General features: G+C 55.5%; 13 protein-coding genes. 11 read left to right on the top strand and 2 right to left on the bottom strand.

Annotated features, from left to right (window positions below; genetic code table 11):
• Positions 1–5 precede the first annotated feature (5 nt).
• From AB4O05_RS04720 to AB4O05_RS04670, 11 genes are all read left to right on the top strand, one after another.
• On the top strand, positions 6–1,079 hold the full coding sequence (locus AB4O05_RS04720; RefSeq protein WP_460164841.1) for an aldehyde dehydrogenase family protein: 1,074 nt from the start codon (positions 6–8) through the stop codon (positions 1,077–1,079).
• 35 nt (positions 1,080–1,114) lie between these two features.
• A complete protein-coding gene (locus tag AB4O05_RS04715; protein WP_460132626.1) occupies positions 1,115–1,444 on the top strand; it encodes an aldehyde dehydrogenase family protein in 330 nt (109 codons plus the stop codon).
• 31 nt (positions 1,445–1,475) lie between these two features.
• Entirely contained in the window at positions 1,476–2,693 is a 1,218-nt protein-coding gene (locus AB4O05_RS04710; protein WP_460164840.1) for an MFS transporter, read from the top strand.
• Positions 2,671–3,855: an ATP-grasp domain-containing protein gene (locus AB4O05_RS04705; protein WP_460132629.1), complete on the top strand. Its 1,185-nt coding sequence runs from the start codon at positions 2,671–2,673 to the stop codon at positions 3,853–3,855. The genes AB4O05_RS04710 and AB4O05_RS04705 overlap by 23 nt, the downstream gene beginning before the upstream one ends.
• 284 nt (positions 3,856–4,139) lie before the next feature.
• The gene (locus tag AB4O05_RS04700) at positions 4,140–5,567 is read left to right on the top strand and encodes a 4-hydroxyphenylacetate 3-hydroxylase family protein (RefSeq protein WP_460132631.1); all 1,428 of its coding nucleotides are present in this window, start codon (positions 4,140–4,142) and stop codon (positions 5,565–5,567) included.
• 184 nt (positions 5,568–5,751) lie between these two features.
• Positions 5,752–6,960 carry a M24 family metallopeptidase gene (locus AB4O05_RS04695; protein ID WP_460132632.1) on the top strand — a complete coding sequence of 403 codons (1,209 nt, stop codon included), beginning with the start codon at positions 5,752–5,754 and terminating at the stop codon, positions 6,958–6,960.
• A gap of 25 nt (positions 6,961–6,985) precedes the next feature.
• The gene (locus AB4O05_RS04690; RefSeq protein WP_460132634.1) at positions 6,986–7,993 is read left to right on the top strand and encodes a pyridoxal-phosphate dependent enzyme; all 1,008 of its coding nucleotides are present in this window, start codon (positions 6,986–6,988) and stop codon (positions 7,991–7,993) included.
• Positions 7,994–8,056: 63 nt separating this feature from the next.
• Positions 8,057–8,734, top strand: a complete 678-nt coding sequence (gene pyrE / locus AB4O05_RS04685; RefSeq protein ID WP_460132635.1) for an orotate phosphoribosyltransferase — start codon at positions 8,057–8,059, stop codon at positions 8,732–8,734.
• Positions 8,731–9,294 (top strand): LOG family protein, encoded by a 564-nt coding sequence (locus AB4O05_RS04680; RefSeq protein ID WP_460132637.1) that lies wholly within the window; start codon positions 8,731–8,733, stop codon positions 9,292–9,294. Before pyrE ends, AB4O05_RS04680 begins: the two co-directional genes overlap by 4 nt.
• Positions 9,285–9,821, top strand: a complete 537-nt coding sequence (locus AB4O05_RS04675; protein WP_460132639.1) for a flavin reductase family protein — start codon at positions 9,285–9,287, stop codon at positions 9,819–9,821. The genes AB4O05_RS04680 and AB4O05_RS04675 overlap by 10 nt, the downstream gene beginning before the upstream one ends.
• 69 nt (positions 9,822–9,890) lie before the next feature.
• A complete protein-coding gene (locus AB4O05_RS04670) occupies positions 9,891–10,916 on the top strand; it encodes a quinone-dependent dihydroorotate dehydrogenase (RefSeq protein WP_460132641.1) in 1,026 nt (341 codons plus the stop codon).
• A 104-nt stretch (positions 10,917–11,020) separates the two neighbouring features.
• On the opposite strand, the gene pbpC is transcribed toward AB4O05_RS04670, so the two are convergent.
• A complete protein-coding gene (gene pbpC, locus AB4O05_RS04665) occupies positions 11,021–13,318 on the bottom strand; it encodes a penicillin-binding protein 1C (RefSeq protein ID WP_460132643.1) in 2,298 nt (765 codons plus the stop codon).
• Positions 13,299–19,109: an alpha-2-macroglobulin gene (locus AB4O05_RS04660; protein ID WP_460132645.1), complete on the bottom strand. Its 5,811-nt coding sequence runs from the start codon at positions 19,107–19,109 to the stop codon at positions 13,299–13,301. Before AB4O05_RS04660 ends, pbpC begins: the two co-directional genes overlap by 20 nt.
• Positions 19,110–19,179 lie beyond the last annotated feature (70 nt).

Here is a 19,179-nt window from a genome sequence, read left to right as displayed (position 1 = left end):
TGGTTATGAGTGTTATTTTCGAAATGACGGCGGTGGTCGCGGGTAACGAAGTAGCAAGTGAGCCCAGCATAGATGTGTTTAACCCCTATGATAATGAGCTCGTGGGGAGCGTACCCTCGCTTGACGCCAACGTTATCATTGAAACTATTGATTATGCGAATAGTTACAAAGTTAATTTAAAGCGCTCTGAGCGATTTGACATATTGATGCTGGCAAAAGACTTGTTAATGCATCGAAAGTATGAATTTGCACGGCTCATTACATTGGAGTCTGGGTTGTGTTTGCACGACACGTTGCATGAGGTGGACCGCGCCTGCGATGTGCTGCTTTTTTCAGCACAGCAAGCCTTGAGTGATGATGGCGCGGTTATACCCTGCGACGTGACAGCCTCAAGAAATAATCGCGTGATTTACACTAAACGTGAGCCATTGCGAGGTGCCATCGTCGCTATCACACCATTCAACCATCCGTTGAACCAAGTTGTGCATAAGGTCGCCCCGGCGATCGCCAGCAATAATAGAATCATCGTCAAGCCTTCAGAAAAGACGCCGCTCACCGCAGTGCTATTTGCAAAATTGCTCTATGAGGCTGGGCTCCCTACCCATATGTTGCAGGTCGTCACTGCTAAAGCCGATGTGTTCGCAGATATCGTAATGAATCACGAAGGCGTTGACCTGATTTCCTTTACCGGTAGCTCGTCCGTGGGCAAGACCATTTCCAAGGCTGCCGGCTACAAGCGCTTGGTGTTGGAGTTGGGTGGGAATGATCCATTGATCGTGTGCAACGATGCAGACCTTAAGATCGCGGCTGCGTTGGCGGCGTCAGGTTCTTTCGCTAATTCGGGCCAGCGGTGCACAGCGGTCAAAAGAATCTTGGTCGACAGCAAGGTAAAGTTGGAATTTATTGAGCTTTTAAAAATTGAGGCAATGAAGTTCAAAAGCGGAGACCCAATGGATGAATCAACCCGCGTGGGGTGTGTAATTGATAGGCAGAGTGCGCTGAGTATCTTTGACCGAATCGATTCTGCGATTGCCGGTGGAGCAAAATTGGTTTTTGGGGGGAATGTTCGGGCGCTTTGATCCCTCCAACTATCATCAGCAACGTTAACCCGAGCATGGCATTGGTCGCGAATGAAACCTTTGGGCCGACGGCACCTGTCATGGAGTTCAGCTGCATTGATGAAGCTATCAGCATGTCCAATAGCACTCGATTCGGACTATCGGCCGGCGTGGTGACGAACAATCTAAATTACATATCCAAATTTGTGAATGAACTTGAAGTCGGTACCGTAAATTTTAATGAGGTACCCGGATACCGAACGGAATCTTCGCCTTTCGGCGGTATCAAGGACTCGGGCCTAGGCTACAAAGAGGGCGTAGTTGAAGCGTACAAAGGATACACCAACATAAAAACGTATTCGTTACCGTGGGAACAAAACTATTAAACGTGATTTATAACTTTTTGGGGTATACCTTGTGCGGGCGAGTAGAGATAGGCAGAAAATAACGCAGTTTTTTCTTTTCAGCGCTTTTTTTCTAATGGCCGTGCAATGCGCGATAGAGCCATTTCTTGCATTTTTTTTGCTCCGGCTGCCTAACGTTAACGAACTGGCTGTGATTCTCATCGTTTCGTTTCAGCCATTAGGTGCGCTGCTGAGTGGTGTCGTGGGCGGAGCGATGTCTGATAGATTTGGCAGGAAGCTGATCTCGAATATCGGTATCTGCGGTGTTTCACTGATTTTCTTTACGTTATACCTGGTCAGTGTGAGCTGGTCCGATACCGATTTTTATCCGTACTTTGTCGCTTCCGCGTTGTTTTTATCAGGCGTTTGTTTTTCCTTGTATTGGCCTGTGTCCCAAGCGCAGTTGGCAGATGTTTTGCCGATAGAAGAAAGGCATTCTGCATTCAGGAAGCGATATGTCGCTATTAACATAGGCGCCGCGCTGGGCCCTCTGGCAGCGTTATACACCGGTTTTGCTGCGTCCAAGGCAATGTTCCTTGTAGCGTCTATTGTCTATCTTGTGTATTTGTTGGTCCAACTCGTTTTGGCAAGGTATATGACGAGACTTGACGTAGCCGTTAGCGCTGAAAATAAGTCTTTGACCAATGTGGCTCAGGTACTTAAGGATACTAAGTTAGTATACACGCTGCTCGGCGTCATATTCTTTTTAATGACGTACTCCCAGCTGGAAACTAATATTGCTTTGCTCATTCGAGATATGTTTTCTGCGGACAGTCTTACCTTTTATACACAGCTCGTGAGCCTGAATGCTATTAGTATATTTTTACTACAGCCAGTGTCTTCTTTTTTGGAGCGCCGGCTTAGCAAGCAAATCACGCTGGTCGTCGGAGGTTGTGTGTCACTGCTGGCCTACGGGTTGTTGGGCACGGCTGAAACCAGCAAGTACGTATTGTTTGTATTTGTCGCACTTCTGAGTCTTGCGGAGGTGCTGATTATTCCAACAGCAGCGGCTTATGTCGATTCCTTGGCACCCCCGAATATGCGCGGCACCTACCTTGGGCTCATGACCTTGAAGCGGATTGGTAATGTCACGGGGCCCGCAATCGGGGCGTTCGTTATCGCTAAAGGCGGGCCGATTGCATTTTCGTTAGCGATGGCAGCGTTCTGTCTGTTATCGATGTTGTCTTTCAAGTTATCTGGAGAAAAGCGTGAATATACTAGTTATACATAAAAGCGAGTTTTCCAACATGCGCTACGATGTGGCCATTGATCATGCTGAACACGCGGTCGTTTATTTTGGTGAGCAGGCGTATTTGGATAATGTTCCGGCAAATTTACGCTGCACTAAGGTGTGCGGTGGCGCAGAGGAAGACCTCGGCGCTGCGTTGGATAAATACCTGAGCTCGGCAGTACCGATTGATCGGATTATCGCTCGACATGAATTGCTTATAGAGTTGGCGGCTGAGATGAGGCTCAAGTATGGCATTCCAGGGATGCTTCCCGACACAGCCATCAATTTCAGGTCCAAGGTGCGGATGAAGGAGGTTTTATCCGAGGCGGGAATCCCAGTACCACGTTTTATTGATGCTCACGCCTATGATCAAATTGGCTGGACGGGACGAACGATTATCAAACCGAAGGATGGCAGTGCCAGCCGTGGGGTTATCGATTTTGCTTCCGTCGACGCTGCCGTTGAGCATTTGACGCATTTGGATCCCTCTACCTTATCTCAACTGGAAGTTGAGGAGTTCATTGAAGGGCAGATATGGCATGTTGATGGATACCTGCACGACGGCGAAGTAGTTGTTGCGGGCACGTCTCGCTACTTCGGCACTTGTTTGGAGTTCATGGACGGCCGACCCTTTGGGTCGATTCAATGCGATAACTCGGAACTGGAAAGTCTGGCCATTCGGTGTGTAAAAGCGTTGGGCGGTGTGACACTGACATTTCATTTGGAGGCCATAGAATCTTCTCGCGGGTTTATATTTCTTGAAGTGGCGGCAAGAGCGGGTGGGGGGTACATCGTTGAGATGTTGGAGAGGCGTACCGGTACCCATCTCCATACGCTGGCAGTAGCCTCCGAAGTAAAGGGGAGTGTAGATGAACAGTTTGTCAGCTCTGCGGAAAATGGCTATGTGTATGGCGACTTTATGTATCCGGGTCATATATACGAGGGCGTTCCCGTCAGAGTGGATACCGCTGCGCTTTCCATGGCTGATACCAATATCGTCAAACACGTCGTCAATGAGAACGTGCCTTTGACGACTTCAGCCACCTATAGACCGAAAAACTTACCCTTTTCGGGTGTTGTTCAAGGGCGCACATCAGAGGCGGTGATAGAAGATATTAAAGCCATATTCGACACAACCGCGATAACGCCTGTTGAGTCTTAAAGGATCAAGTTGTCCCTTATTAGAGTTCGGGCTGGATGTTGTTCAGCGTGATGAACGTTAATTTTGTATTTCAGATGCAAATAGGACATGCCCAAAATGCCTGCATTGTTGCGCCGTTACTTGGGTGGTTTACAACCTTTGGGGTATTTTATTCACGTAAGCGTTGAAAAATACGGTGGTTAATAGTAGTCGCGCTGAAACATTTTGCAAAAAATAATAGATTTTTTTTAAACGATGTTTTAGGCTTGCTGCCTACGAAATATTAGACCGAGCAAGGATGCCAAATGAACGCAAGAGAGAAGTATCTCGCACGCCTGAAAAAACCTCGCCCTGTATGGGTCAATGGGCAAAAGGTAACGCAGCTCGAAGCTGAGCCAAGCTTCAAAGGTGCGATAGACATCATCCTTCGTTACTACAAGCTTTTAGAGTCTGACGGATTCCATTTCGATTATGCCGGCGGTGTTTCTGCCATCAGCTTAATGACGCCACGGTCACCTGCTGATTTAGCGAAGAAGAGAGTTGCATACCAGGCGGTCGCTAACCTCTCTTTCGGCATGCTCGGCCGTACACCGGACTTTATGAACGCGGCATTGTGTGCAATGAAATCGCACAAAGATTTCTTTGGCACGGGCGAGTTTACAAATTTCAGCGACAACGTTGATAACTTCTATGAACGCTGCGCTCGCGATAATTTGTTTATCGGGCACGGCGCGATAAATCCGCAAATTGACCGATCGAGAAGCTTGGCACTTCAAGAGAATGCCTATGTGGGCGTGGCGTGCACGAAGACAGAACCCGCAGGTATTCGTGTGTCAGGGGCCAAGATGATCGTTACGCTTGCGCCTATCGCCGATGAGCTACTGATTTTTAATATGCCGGGTCTGACAAGTGCAGACACCGACTACGCGTTGGCGTTTACGGTGCCTACCAACGCGGAAGGGCTCAAGATCATTTGTCGTAAACCGTTGACCCATGATTCAAGCTCAGCGTTCGACTACCCGCTTTCAAGCAAGATCGATGAGATAGATTCCTACCTCGTGTTTGAAGACGTTTTTATTCCTTGGCAAGATGTTTTCATCTTCAAAGATGTCGAGAAATCCAATCGATTTTACGACGTTACCAAAACCCGGCATCACACTGGGCACCAGGGCATTGTTCGCGGGTTGGCGAAGGCTGAACTCCTTATCGGTATTGCAGATGCGCTCGCAAAAAACCTCGGGCTTAACCAATTTATCAATATCCAAGAGAAGATAGGTGAACTCACCACCGCTTATGAGTTGATTAGAGCCGCGGTCATTGTTACCGAAGTCGAATCTGAAATGGATTCGCAGGGCGTCTGCAACCCTCGCATTACGTCGATCCAGGCTATCCGCTACCACTTTCCCAAGTGGTACCAACAAATGATTACCACTATTCAATCACTTGCGGCGGGTTCAATGCTCGCCGTGCCACATAGCCAAGACTTTGTGAACGAAAATGAAGTATGCCTGACCTCTGCCTTGCAGAACCCGTTCCTTTCGGCAAAGGATCGCAGTCATCTGCTTAACTTGGCATGGGATGTGACGGGCGATGGTTTTGGCCAACGGCAGATGGTGTATGAGAACTACCACGCCGGTGATCCGATGCGAATCGCGGCGACCCATTATGTTAACTACGATAAAACCGCAATGGTCGATGCTGTTGCTCTGGCACTCAAAACTAACAACGGTTAATTACCGCACACGTTCATCTATCGATTGACGTGTGTTTTAACGTGTATCGAGTCTGGAGTTTCGGTACTTGGTTAGTTTCTTGTGCTTGGGTGGCAGGCTGTATTTATCTGCTGGTCAAAGGCTATGACGATTGTTATGGTCGCTGCTGGCCGCATGTCATATAGCTTAGAGTAAGGTGCGCGCAGTGATAATTTATAATGCAGACAGACTGTCGAAATTAATGACGGCCAATAACCTAGAGTTGTTAGTAGTCTCTTCCCTCGAGAATATCAATTATTTTTCGGGGTTGCGTCCAGTGATAAAGACGCTGAATAAATATTATGGTGAGTGCTATATCGTCATTCATGTGAGTGAACCTCATCTATTGAATTTTGTGCACTCTTGCGGTGAGTGTGACCAATTGACCGAGTGTATGTCCAGCCTCGGCCATGTGTTTACCTACGGTACCTTTTACAGGGAAAGTGGCGCGAACTATGAGCCCCAGGGTGATGAGGCTGATATTTTAAAATGGACGATGGATTCGCCGCGCCATGCTAATGGCAGGGAGGCCCTGTTGGCATTGATCGCGACCCTTGCCCCCACGCGTTCGCCACGTATAGGTTATGACCAAGATGCTATGCCCAAAGCGACGATAGAGGCGTTGAGCAACTATGTAGGGGAGGAAGGTCTTTTTGAAAGCGCGGCGCTTATCCGCGATGTCCGTAAGGTCAAAACGGCTTCAGAAATAATTGGCTTGAGTCAAGCAGCGCGCATCAACGAACAGGCGATACATCGCGTCACTGAGGCGCTGCAGATCGGTATCTCGGAATATGAGCTAAAACAAATTTTCGAGTCCGAAGTAGTCAAGCAAGGCGGTCGTCCAGAGTTGACGATGCTTAAAATTGGTTTAAATGCGGTCGGTGGGCAGCGACAACAGAAGAAGGACATCACGTTGAGTCCGGGCGATTTGGTGTGGTTTGATTCCAATACGTCGTATCAGGGCTATTGGGCGGATTTGGCGCGTGTTGTTGCGTTCCAGGATGTGGACCCTGACACGTTGTTGAAATATAACGCACTGCGCAGTGGCATGTACCATGCCTACGCTATTGCTAAGCCTGGGGTCTCTGGCGCAGAAGTATTTAATAGCACAATGGCGTTCATTCGGGACCAGGGATTTTCAGGTTACCGCAGGCATCACATAGGTCACGGAATAGGCTTTGAAGCGTATGAGCGACCGATCATGTCGCCCGACGAGCGCTGCTGCCTTGAAGAGGGCATGGTCGTCTCACTTGAAACGCCGTACTACGAGTTTGGGCTCGGTGCCCTGCATATTGAAGACCCGGTATTGATTGGTGCGCAACAGAATACGTTCTTGACCCTGGACCCATGTCCGCAGCTTAAAGTTATAAACTGATATACAACATTGAAGGGAATCAAACATGTTAAATATCGTCGAATCGATAGGCTGCACTCCTGTGCTGGAGTTGCGTCACTCACTGGTGCCGAAAAACAAAAAGCTTTTTTTGAAACTTGAGCAATTCAACCCTAACCTCAGTATCAAAGACCGAACTGCATTAGGGTTGATCCAGTACGCATTGAAAGCTGGAAAGTTGCAACCTGGTGGCAGGATCATCGAGTCCACCTCCGGTAACCTGGGTAAATCTCTCGCCATGATAGGGGCTGCGATGGGATTTGGGGTGACTGTCGTTGTCGACCCAAAGGTGAGCAGCAGTGCACTTAACTGGTATAGAGCGTATGGCGCAACCGTCGACATGGTCACTGAGCCAGACCAATCAGGTGGGTACCAGCAGTCGAGGATTGCACGCGTTAAAGAGCTGCTTGAACTTGATCCCACTGCTTACTGGCCGAACCAATATGACAACCCCGATAACCCCGATTATCATTGCGAGACGACCTCCAAGGAATTTCTGCAATACAACTATGATGTTCTGGCTGGGTGCGTCAGTACGGGCGGGCATTTATCGGGTATCGCAAAAGGCTTGAAAAGCCATATCCCTAATATCAAAGTGCTTGCCTGCGATGTTAAGGGCTCTGCGGTGTTGGGTGGCAATTTTTCCCCCTATTTGCTCAATGGTGTTGGTCTGGCTTGGCGCTCATCTAATACCCATCTTGAGTACTTCGACTACACCGTTGTTGTTGAAGATAAGTACGCTATTTCCATGTGCAGAATGTTAGCGCGAGAGTGCGGATTGCTGCTGGGTGGTTCGGCCGGCCTGGTAGCATTTGCAGCACTTCAACTACTGCACACCAGTGACGTCAACAGCATTCTTGCGATTATGCCGGATTCGGGGACCAACTACCTGGATACACTCTACGACGATAATTGGGTCCGCGAGAAGGGCGTTGTCATTCAAGATACAGCCAAACTTCGTAAGTTTCTTAGCGCAACGACAGACGCGCAGCCGGAGCGTTTGGCTCACGCCTAGTGAGCCTGTTTAAAAGCGTATTGGCTGCCTTTTACATTGATGATGTCGAAGAAGGGAACGGAAATGAACTCTAAAGAATTGCTGGCAAAATTTATCGTTGATGAAGAAATCATAAGATTCGGCTCTTTCAAACTGAAGTCTGGACGACTCAGCCCTTATTTTTTCAATTTTGGCGGGCTGAGTGACGCGGGTTTGCTTTTTCGTCTGGCCAACTATTACGCCGCGCACATCAAACATTCGGGCGTGGAGCGTTATGAAGTTCTATTTGGGCCAGCGTACAAAGGGATTCCGTTGGTTGTGTCGACGGCTATCGCACTCTCGAAAGAGGACGCCCCCCTGCCTTACGCCTTCAATCGCAAAGAGGCAAAAGCCTATGCAGATGGAGGCCTGATCGTCGGGAGTGACTTGAACGGCAAAAAAGTTCTGGCTGTGGATGATGTCATTACCTCCGGCAGAACAATACAAGAGTCTAAAGCTATCGTTGAAGGCGCAGGCGGGCAATTGGCTGGCTACTTGGTCGCGCTGGACCGTTGCGAAAAAATGATCGATTCGGATGACTCGGCAGTGTCAAGAAGCTACGAACAATATGGTGTGCAGTGCACCGCGGTCAGTGATATCTGGACTGTACTCAACTATATGCGCAGCTTGACCAAGCATCACGATAACGTCGCGCGAATGGAAGATTACCTTGAGCAATACGCTGCCACCCCAATTGACGCCTCACGTGGAGTTGCATCATGAAGTCATTGGCACTTTTCTGTGGGTCCAGCCTGGGCGTTAAGGACGAGTATGCGCTGGCGGTGGCGCAGCTTGTATCGACCCTTCATGCCAAAGGGCATGGCGTTGTCTATGGCGGCGGGAAGGTTGGGTTGATGGGCGTTGTGGCGGAGTCTGCAAAGTCTATCGGTTGTCAGGTTGTTGGCGTTATGCCGCAGTTTTTAATCGACAAAGAATTGGCCTGCTCCGACCTCACTGATCTGGTGATCGTTGCCGATATGCATGAGCGCAAGAAAACCATGATTGAACTATCGTCTGGTTTCATCGCATTACCAGGCGGGACGGGCACTGCCGAAGAGTTTTTTGAGGCTTGGACATGGGGGCAGTTGGGGCTGCACGCTCATCCCTGCGCGCTTTACAATGTTGAAGGGTGCTACGACTCGCTTATTCGCTACTTTGAAGACCTTGTCACCAATGGATTCATGAACCGGGTATTCCTCGATTCGTTGATTATCTCCGATTGCCCTGAGGTTATTTGCTCTCGAATCGACAGTTTCAAGGGAGTTGGCGCTAAATGGAGCTAATGCCTGCTGATCGGGTCGAGGCCAACACTGTTGACAGTCAATTAGCTGCTCGCTCTGACGCTGCGCAGTTGTTTTGCAATGCCATGGCGAAGTTGGTGTCGGGTGTTTGTGTCGTCACCACCGGCGACGAGGCAGGAATAGCAGGGTGTACTGCGACGGCGATCTGTAGTGTTTCCGATACCCCGCCAACCCTGTTGGTCTGCATTAATCGCCTTTCTGATACTCGTCATACGGCGGTTCGTAGTGGGTCGATGTGTATCAATATTCTTTCGGCCTATCAGCAGCACATCAGTGAGCTGTTCAGTAGGCGTGCGACTGCCGACAAGTTCTCTTCTATTGAATGGCATCGAGGTACGTCGGGAGCGCCCATTCTGGATGGGGTGCTGATGTCCTTGGATTGTGAAGTGTCGACTGTTCAAGACTGTAATACCCACACTATTTTTTTCTGTCGACCATTATCAATTGCATCTGGGGAGGCGACAGACCCGCTCTGTTATTACGGCCGGGCGTACCAGCAACTCGCCTGACTATTGTTACGTGAGGGCCGTCTCCTCGGCGGCGCCCCGAATTCAACTTCTCAAGAGTCTCACCTGTCTATGTATAGCCTGGCCCGCAAGATGCTCTTCACGCTTTCTCCGGAAACTTCTCACACGCTTGCGCTTGATGTAATCGGTGCGGGGGGACGTTTGGGGCTCAACGGTTTGTTAAGCAAGGCGCCGGCACGCCTGCCGGTGAAGATCATGGGGCTTGAGTTCCCCAACCCGGTGGGGTTAGCGGCTGGGCTGGACAAGAACGGTATTGCCATTGACGGTTTGGCCCAGTTGGGTTTCGGCTTTGTAGAAGTCGGCACGGTGACTCCTCGCCCACAGCAGGGTAATCCCAAGCCGCGGCTGTTCCGCCTTCCGCAGGTGCAGGCCCTTATCAATCGCATGGGCTTTAACAATGAGGGCGTAGATCAACTGGTGAGCCGTGTGCAGGCTGCGCGTTATACCGGCGTTCTCGGTATCAACATCGGCAAGAATCTTGATACGCCGGTTGAGAGGGCCGTTGAGGATTACTTGATATGCCTGGACAAGGTTTATGCCCACGCAAGCTACGTGACGGTCAATATCAGTTCACCCAATACACCGGGCCTGCGTAGCCTCCAGTTTGGCGATTCATTTAAACAGTTGTTGGACGCCCTGAAGATTCGCCAGCGGATGCTGGAGCAGGAGCATGGCAAATACGTACCCTTGGTCATCAAGATTGCGCCGGATATGAGTGACGAAGAAACGGTGCTGGTTGCAGGCGCACTGATGGCGTCCGGGATGGATGCGGTGATCGCCTCCAACACCACCGTTTCCCGCGCCGGCGTTGAAGGCTTGCAGCATGCAGACGAGTCCGGCGGTTTATCGGGGGCGCCTCTTCGCGATAAGAGCACGCATGTTCTCAGGGTTCTGGCCGATGAGTTGGCGGGATGCCTGCCGATCATTGCGGACGGCGGTATTACTGAAGGCCGGCACGCGGCGGAGAAAATCGCAGCGGGCGCGAGCCTGGTGCAGATTTATTCCGGCTTCATCTATAAAGGCCCTGCGCTGATTCGCCAATCGGTTGATGCCATTGCGGCCATGGCAGCGTCCTGAATCGGCGTACGGTCCAGGACCTGGATGTGATGCATTTGCCTGGCCCCGATGCGGGGCAAGCCCGCTCGCCACGCGTTTTTCGCTGACTCACTCCTCTAGGCTGATCACGGTACAAACTCCACCTTCAACCCCCGACTCGCACTGCGTCCCTGATCATCACTGACCCGCAACCGATACTCCCCCGATTTGCCCGGCCGCCAGTTCAGCGTGGTTTGCGGCGGGCCCTGGCCGATCAATGTCTGGTCGGCGAACCAGTACAGGGTTGCCGCATCGCTGGCCGCGTTGGCGTTCAGCGGGATGCTTTCCTGCGGCTGGGACAGGCGTAGCTGGTAGCTCACCTGAGTCAGCGGTGAGCGAATCTGCGGTGCTTCGCTCTGATCGCTGATGCGGTTGGGCTGGCAGTTTTTCATCACATTGGGCGGTGTGCGGCGGGGCAGACCGGCCGCTCGGTACAGGCGTTGTACGTCGCTGGGCCAGAATTCGAACACTTCTTCGCGGGTGTACTGCGCATCGTACGGCGGGCATGCGGCCTTGCCGGTTCGGGTGTCGATCAGCACCGGGCGGTGCAGGTTGGACACGCGAATTGGTGAGACTCCGGGGATATACCAGGTCTTGCGCGTTTGCGGGCACCAGCGGTTCGGCAGTTCGCCGGAAGCCGCGCAGACCTCGATGCGTACCAGCCCGGCGGGCGGCTTGTCGGCCTTGATCGCGACGTTGGGTAAGGCCAGCGGCAGGGCGTCGGCGATGCGGAAGAACAGCGGCGCGGCGGTCTTGGCGCCGATAAATGCCGGGTTCGGCCGACCGTCGAAGTTACCCACCCACACCACCAGCACATAGGGGCCGACGAGGCCGGCGCTCCACGCATCGTGAAAGCCCCACGAGGTGCCGGTTTTCCATGCGACGCGCCAATGCCGGGCGGGCAGGCCATCCGGGCGCGGGTTACGGCGCAGCATGTCGCGCACCATAAACGCCGCCTGGGGCGTGAGCAGTTGCGCGCCGGTGGAGGGCGGTTGTTCCTGTAGATAACGCAATGGCCGCAGGTGCCCGTCGCCCGCCAGCATCACATACAGCCGCGCCAGCTCCTCCGGAGTCATCTCGCCGCCGCCAAGTGCCAGGGCCAGGCCGTAGTGGCTTTCGTCGCGCAGGCCCTTGATACCGGCGCGTTGCAGCAACCCATACAGCGAAGGCGATTTAACCTGGCTGGCCAGCCACACCGCCGGGATATTGCGACTACGGATCAATGCGTCGCGTGCTGTCAGCGGTCCGACAAAACTGCCGTCGAAATTTTCCGGCTGGAAGTAGCCGAAGTTGCTGGGCAAGTCCTTGAGGATGCTCATGGGGTGGATCACCCCCTGGTCCAGCGCTAACCCGTAGAGAAACGGCTTGAGCGTCGAGCCCGGCGAACGGCGCGACAGCACACCGTTCACTTGCCCGTGGATGCCTGTGGATAAGTAATCCGCCGAACCCACCAGGGCCTTGACGCTCTGATCGCGGCTGTCGATCAGGATCGCCGTGGCGTTTTCCACACCGGTGCTGCGCCGCTCGGCAACAAAGCCGGTGATCAGGCGTTCGAGCAATTGCTGCAAGGGCAGGTTAAGGGTGCTGTTGAGTTCGTTGCCGGCCTGGGACGCCAGCAGTTGTTCACTCAGGTGGGGCGCCAGGAACGGAATCTGCTGGCGGTTACGTGCTTCGAGGGGCAAGTCCAGCAAACTGTCGTTGCGCGGGTCTTGTGGATAAGTCTCGCGCCAATCATTCATCAAGCGCTGCCGCGCGTTTTGCAGCGAGGGCCCGAAACGTGCTCGTCGGCCAGGCTGTTGCGGGATCACCGCCAGCGCCAAGGCTTCGGACAACGACAACTGCGCCGCCGCCTTGCCAAAGTAGATGCGGCTGGCGGCCTCGGCACCTTCGATATTGCCACCCATGGGCGCCAGGTTCAGGTAGGCCTCAAGAATGTCGTGCTTGCTGTAGCGTGCCTCCAGCCACAACGCCAACGCCATCTGCTGCAACTTGCCGGGGATCTGGCGGGTATTCAGGTCCCATAGGCGTCGCGCCAGTTGCATGCTCAAGGTCGAGCCGCCCTGGCGCTGGCCACCGCTGTAGGTGGCCATGGCCGCGCGCAACAATGCCGGGGGATTGATCCCCGGGTGCCAGTAGAAATTGCGGTCTTCCTTGAGCAATAGCGCTTCGACCAATGACGGGGAAATCCGCTCCAGCGGCAGCCACAGGCGGTATTGGCCGTCATCCGCGAGGGTCATGCGCAACAGCGAGCCATCGTCAGCCAGCACCACCCTGGAGGAGGTGACGGCCTGTTCCAGTGGGGCATGGGGCCACAGACGCAGCCCCACCAGTATCGCCCCCGCCGCCAATAGCGGCGTCAGGCGTTTAAGGCTTGGTAATTTCAAGCTGGCCTACTTTGCCGCGTCCTTGCAGGGTGGTTTCGTACATGCCTTCGGCGTAGGCCGGTGGCGTATTGAACGTCCCTGCGTTGGTAGCGCGCACGCGGTATACGAAAGTGCCTACATCGCGCAATGCGGTGCCGTACAGCACCACGCGGTCATCACGCACATCTACGTAGTCCGGCTGCCAGTTGCTCAGCTCGGTTTCACCGATGGGCGCTTGCCAGGTGTCGGCGTCTTCTTCGCTGGCTTCCACGTACTCGGAGTCCTCGCCTTCGCTTTCCTCGCTGCTGTCGGTTTGCGGCTCCGGCTCCGGCGGCAAGTTATACACAGGCTCGACACCACCGGGCAGCAGGTCGACGACCGCCACTTGCTGCACTTGATCACGGTCGGTAGCGCGCAGACGCAGGCGCACCAGGAACTCATCGCCCACCGCGACTTTGCTTACCGGCTCGCCTTTGAGGTCGAGGTACTCGTGAATGATCTCCAGGCCGTGATTGATGGCCTTGAGCTTGGCGCCTTTATCAAACCCGGCTTCGCTGAGCATGTAGAACGCCGCTGGGCCGTCGGATTTTTCCATCACCAGCTTTTGCGTGGCGTTCGGCACGGCGGCACGCGGCGGCTGGCCGGCCATTTCCAGCAGTTGTTGCTGTTTGTCGCCCAGCCAGGCGGTGGCCTTGAGGGTCATGTCGCTTTGCGCACGCTGGCCATAATTGTCCAGGGCGCGCAGCAACAGGGCCGCCGACAGCGAGTTGTAGCGTTGCTCGTTGAGACGCTTGCCGAGCTTATCCAGCAGCGCCGTGGGCACCTCGTCCATCAGTTCAGGGAAATGGCGCGCCAACAGGTGCAAGTGTTCGGCATCGTGTACCAGCGGGTCGTAGTACAGGCCGTCGCTGTCCCACTTATCCACAAGCGAACGCCAAGGGATTTTGCGGAACAGGGTATCGGCCTGGCGATCCTGCTTGAGCAGCTTGTAACTGGCGGCCAGGTAAGCGGCGCCCAGGTCGTTCTGCCAACTGTCCTTGAAGTAGCTTTCGTAGCGTTCGCGAATATCGCTCAAGGCACCGCTGACCAGAATCCCCTGACGGCTCAGCAGGTAACTGGCATAGGCACGGTTGCGCAATTCCGACAGGCCTTCGCTCGGGCCGTTGGCCAGGTCTGTCAGATACGTATTGGCGCGCACCAGCAGATCTTCCGGTACCGGCAGCCCGCGCTCCTTGGCTTCGATCAGGAAGTCGGTGGCGTACAGGCTGGCGTACGGCGCCACGTCCGGGTTGGCCGCCCACAAACCGAAACCGCCGGCCTGGTTCTGGCGTTGGCGCAGCATGCGCGCCGCGCTGCCGAAGGCTTGTTCGGCCTCGGGTGCGGTGCCGCCCCAGATCAACGCCGGCATGGCCTTGGACACCAATTGCTCGGTGCACGCGTAGCCGTAGTCATCCAGGTAATGCTTGAGGCCGTTGGCCCATACCAGCGGTGAAGCGGCTACGCCCAATTGCACATCACGCAGCTGGCTGAACAGTTCGCGCGTTGGCTTGAGCTCTTTGCTGGCGCTGTCGAAACGGCCCAGGCTCAGGGCGACGCGATGTTCGCTCAGTGGGCGGATCGAGGTGGTTTCTGCCACCTGGATGCGCTTGCCACCCGGCAGTACCGCGACAAATCGCAGGTCCGCCGAACCGAGGGTTTCACCGACCTTGATCTTGAACTCGGCGGTACCTTCCTTGCGCGGTTGCAGCGACAGGGTGCTGCCCTTGTCGCCCTGCACCACAAGGCCGGCGCTGGTTTGCACTTCAAACTTCACATCGGCCGCCGCGTCGAGGTTACTGAACACCCCGGCGCTGACATTGAACACATCCCCAGGTGCGACGAAGGCCGGTACGTTGGGCGTGATCACAATCGGCCCACGCACGTCGGTAGTCGCCTCGCTGACGCCCACGCTGTCGGTATCCACCGCCACGGCAAACAGGTGCAACTTGCCATTGAAGCTGTCCGGCACCTGGTAATGCAGCACGGTTTCACCGGCCGGCAAATCCACCAACCCGGACCACCAGGCCACTGGCGGCTGATGTTTACGCTTGAACGGGTTGAGGTGGTTGGCCAAGGCGCCTTCCGTATCGCCACCAGGCGCCGCCCCACTGAGCAGACGGGAAAATTCCGGCAGGATCAGGTCAAGGATCTGACTGGTACCCACCTCCAACGCGCGCTTCTGGAAGAAGAAGCCCAACGGGTCCGGTGTCTGGTAACGCGCCACCTGCAGGATGCCTTCGTCCACTGCGTACACCACGGCACGGCCCGGTCGGTCGGCGTTGACCTTGATATCCAGGGTCTGCCCCGGTTCGATCTTCGCCGGGCCGTCGACCTTCAGCGCCATGCGCCGCGCATCCAGGTTGATGCTGAATGGCACCACGCCGTAGGACAGCGGGCTCATATAGACCTCGGACGAGCCGATGTCGCGCACAAACTGCACGTTGACGTAGGCATTGCCTTCAAGCCCCGCAGGCACGCGGATATGTTGCACGCTGTTGGTGCTGTCAGCCTTGAACCACTGTTGGGTGTAGACCTTGTCGCGCTCGATGGTGATCAAGCCCGCGCCGGTGTACGGCGCGCGGATGCTGATGGCGATCTCGTCACCGGTGGCGTAGCTGCGTTTATCCAGGCGCAGTTGCAATTCGGCGTTGCGTTCCAGAGAGCGCGAAGTATTGCCGCGTCCGGCCACGCTGTAGTCGATCTGGTTGAGCAGGTTGCCGTTGGCGTCCTTCAGTTGCAGGGTGAAATCCCCCGGCGTAGCGGTGTTCAGGCTCTGCTTGGCGCCGTCCTTGGTCATCACCAGCGGTGAGGCCGGTTGGCTGATGTTCTTGATGCGCGACTCGTACTTGTAGGTGCCGTTGGACTGCTTCACCAGCACCGACACATAGCGGTGCTCGACCACTTCGCTGGTCAGGCCGTCCACCGCCAGCGGCGTCAGGTCCGGCGCGACAGCCAGCCAGTGCACCTGGCGCGGGGCGTCCTTGGCAACATACGACAGCGAATCCTGACTTTTCACACCTACCAGGTAGGGCGCGGACGACACCAGCAACGCACTTTGCGCGGCCACGTTACGCCCGCCTTCGGCCTCGTACACCTGGGCCATCACTTGCAGGCGATAGGTGCTGTTGGCAAAACGTTGCAGGTTGAGGTCGAGTACGGCCTGGCCGTTGTCGTCGACAGTGGTTTCGGCCAGGTCTTCAGTGCTGGCGTCTTCCAGGGCGTCGTTGAGACGGAAGCGGTAATCGGGGTAGCGCTCGAAGGCCGCGAGCGTCGGGCTCAGGGCCATCTTCGCAGTCACGCGACGGCCGGCCGCCGGGGCGCCGAACAGGTGCATCGCGGTAACTTTGGCCACCACCTGGTCCGGGGCAATCCAGCCCTGCACCGGTGTGTCGTGCAGGCTCAGGCTGACTTTCATGCGGTCCGGCTCGAAGTCGCGGACCTTGAAGCTGACACTGCCCAGGTCGGTGCGGGTCTGCTTCTGGCCAATCAGTTGCAAGGTTGCGGTGTACTCCCCGGCGGGGCTGACTTCGCTGCTGGGGAAATCAAAGGTTTCAAAACCGCTGGCCGACAATTTCAGCGGTTGACGAATCACTTCCAGGCCACGTGGGTCAGTGATTTGCAGCTCCACCGGCAGGCCCTGCAAGGCGCCTTTCCAGTTGCCGCTGCGCACGATCATGCCCAAGTGCGCGGTTTCGCCGGGCCGGTACAGGCCACGGTCGGTAAACAGGTAGGCACTGAGGCGATCAATCGCGCCGTCTTCTTCCAAACCGCCTACGTCGAAGCGCGACAGATCCAGCTGTTGGGACTGACGGGCAATCGGCAGGAACGACTGGTCATTGCCGCGGCTGACCACATACATCAGCGGCGTTTTCTCACGGCGCAGTTCGTCCAGCTTGGCGAAATGCACGTGGCCTTCGCCGTCGGTATGCCCACTGCTTACCGGCAGACCGTTACGACCAATGATGTCGACCTGTGCATCGGCCACGGGTGAGCCGTTGCCGATGGACTGCACATACACATCGTGGCTGCCATCACTGGAACGCTTGGCGATGATGCCGAGGTCGGTCACTACGATAAAACGCAGGTCGCTGGTACTGCTGCGGTTGTAGTCGAATGTGCGTTCGGCCGGTTCATCCTGCGGGCTGAGCTTGAGCACAAAAATACCGCGCCGGCCACCGTTGGCAGTGAGGTAGTGGCTCAGGTCTACGTTGTCATAGACGGTTTTGGCCGGGTCATTGGACGACAGCGGGATGTCCAACGTCTGACGCTCAACCATGCGATCGAAGTATTCGTTGCCGAAGTTCGGCCGGGCAAAGCTGCCGCTGCTCTGGTCCACCAGATGTTGCAACTGGTTGGGTAACAGGCGGGCGATTTCCACATGGGCACCGGGCACGCCACGGGCCATGAAACCCAGGCGTTTTTCGCCATTGAGGCTGAGCAATGCGCCGTCAGACAAGAACTGCAGCGTGCGCGGATACGCCGGCATGCTCACCAGCGAGGCCGTAGGATTCTTCGCCAGATAGCCGCCGATGGCCTCCAGGTTGGCGGGTACGCGCACATATAGCGCGCGGCCGGCCGGGGCCTTGAACTTGAAGGCATGCAGGGTGTTCAGCGGTTCGACGCTGGGCACGTGGGTCAGCGTGACCTTGGTGCTGCGGGCCAGCAAGGCGTCGTCGATTTCGTTGGTGTTATAGGGGCGGGTATCGTCCTGGGCTTTTTCCGGCAACAGCCAGGCTTGCACCTTACCGGCGATGGTCTCATCGGCCACGGCGCTGGAGCTGCTGAACATCAGCACCGGCTCGGGCTCGCCGCGCTCGTTGTCGACAAAACTGACTTCGGCGCCGGTAAAGGTCAGGCGATAGCGACCAGGCACGGTGACTTCCGCCACCAATGGTGCGGTGCTGGCGTTGCCGCCGTCACGCGCCTTGATGCCTTCATCGAGTTTGGCGCTGACCGGGGTACTTTCCAGCGGCGTGGCCAGGGCGGCGGAGCGTACGTAGGCGTTGAGTTTTTTCTCGTCGAAGGTGATTTCCGGACGGTTGGGCAACTGGGCGTCACGGTAGGCCAAGCCTTTGCCGAGGGTGACTGTTACGCGTTTGCGTAGGTTGTCTTCATCTACCGGGTGGGAAAAATGGAAGGTCGCCACCAGCTGTTTCAGCGTCGGATTGGACGGGTCCTGGTACAGCTCGTTCTGGGCCAGGGTGGCGCGGAACGGTTGGGTGGAAAATTGCGCGCTGTATTGGTCGAGCAATACGCCGTCGGCCAGCAGGTTTTTCTTTGCCAGGTCGAGGGTGTAATGGGTGTCGATGGGCCAGTCTTTTTCCGGTACGAACATCAGGCTGCGGTCATCCGCCCAGCGCCAGGTGCCTGCAACCTCGGGTTTGAGGGTAATGCCCTCGGTCACCGGTTTGCCGATGGCCGCCAATGGCGCCACGGATTCGCCGAAACGCACCTGCAAGTTATCCACAACCGGCGTTGGCTGGGTGTAGTCGGTCAGGTTCGGTTTATGCAGTGAATAACTCGCGGTGTGCGGCTGCGGCAGGTTGGAATACCAGTGCCAGCCGTAGAAACCTGCTGCGGCGAGCAGTACGAGGCCGAGCACACCGGCACCGGTCTGGCGCGGGTAGGCGCGGGCTTTACCCCCCAGGTTCGCCACGCCACGGCCGACGGCGCGCAGCCATTGCGGCGGCTGCCATTGACCGAAAACGGCCCCCACCACGGTCAGAAACACACCGACAACACGACGGCTGATGGCTTTGAGCGAATCGAACATGGTGAGCATCCCTGGCTAAGTGCGGCGTATCTTACACGCGTCTTTGCTACAAGAAATGTCGTCGATACGC

The organism is Pseudomonas sp. S1_G07 (genome assembly GCF_054668565.1).
The sequence above is the reverse complement of the archived record's forward strand: the minus strand, read 5'-3'. Positions and strand labels throughout refer to the sequence as shown.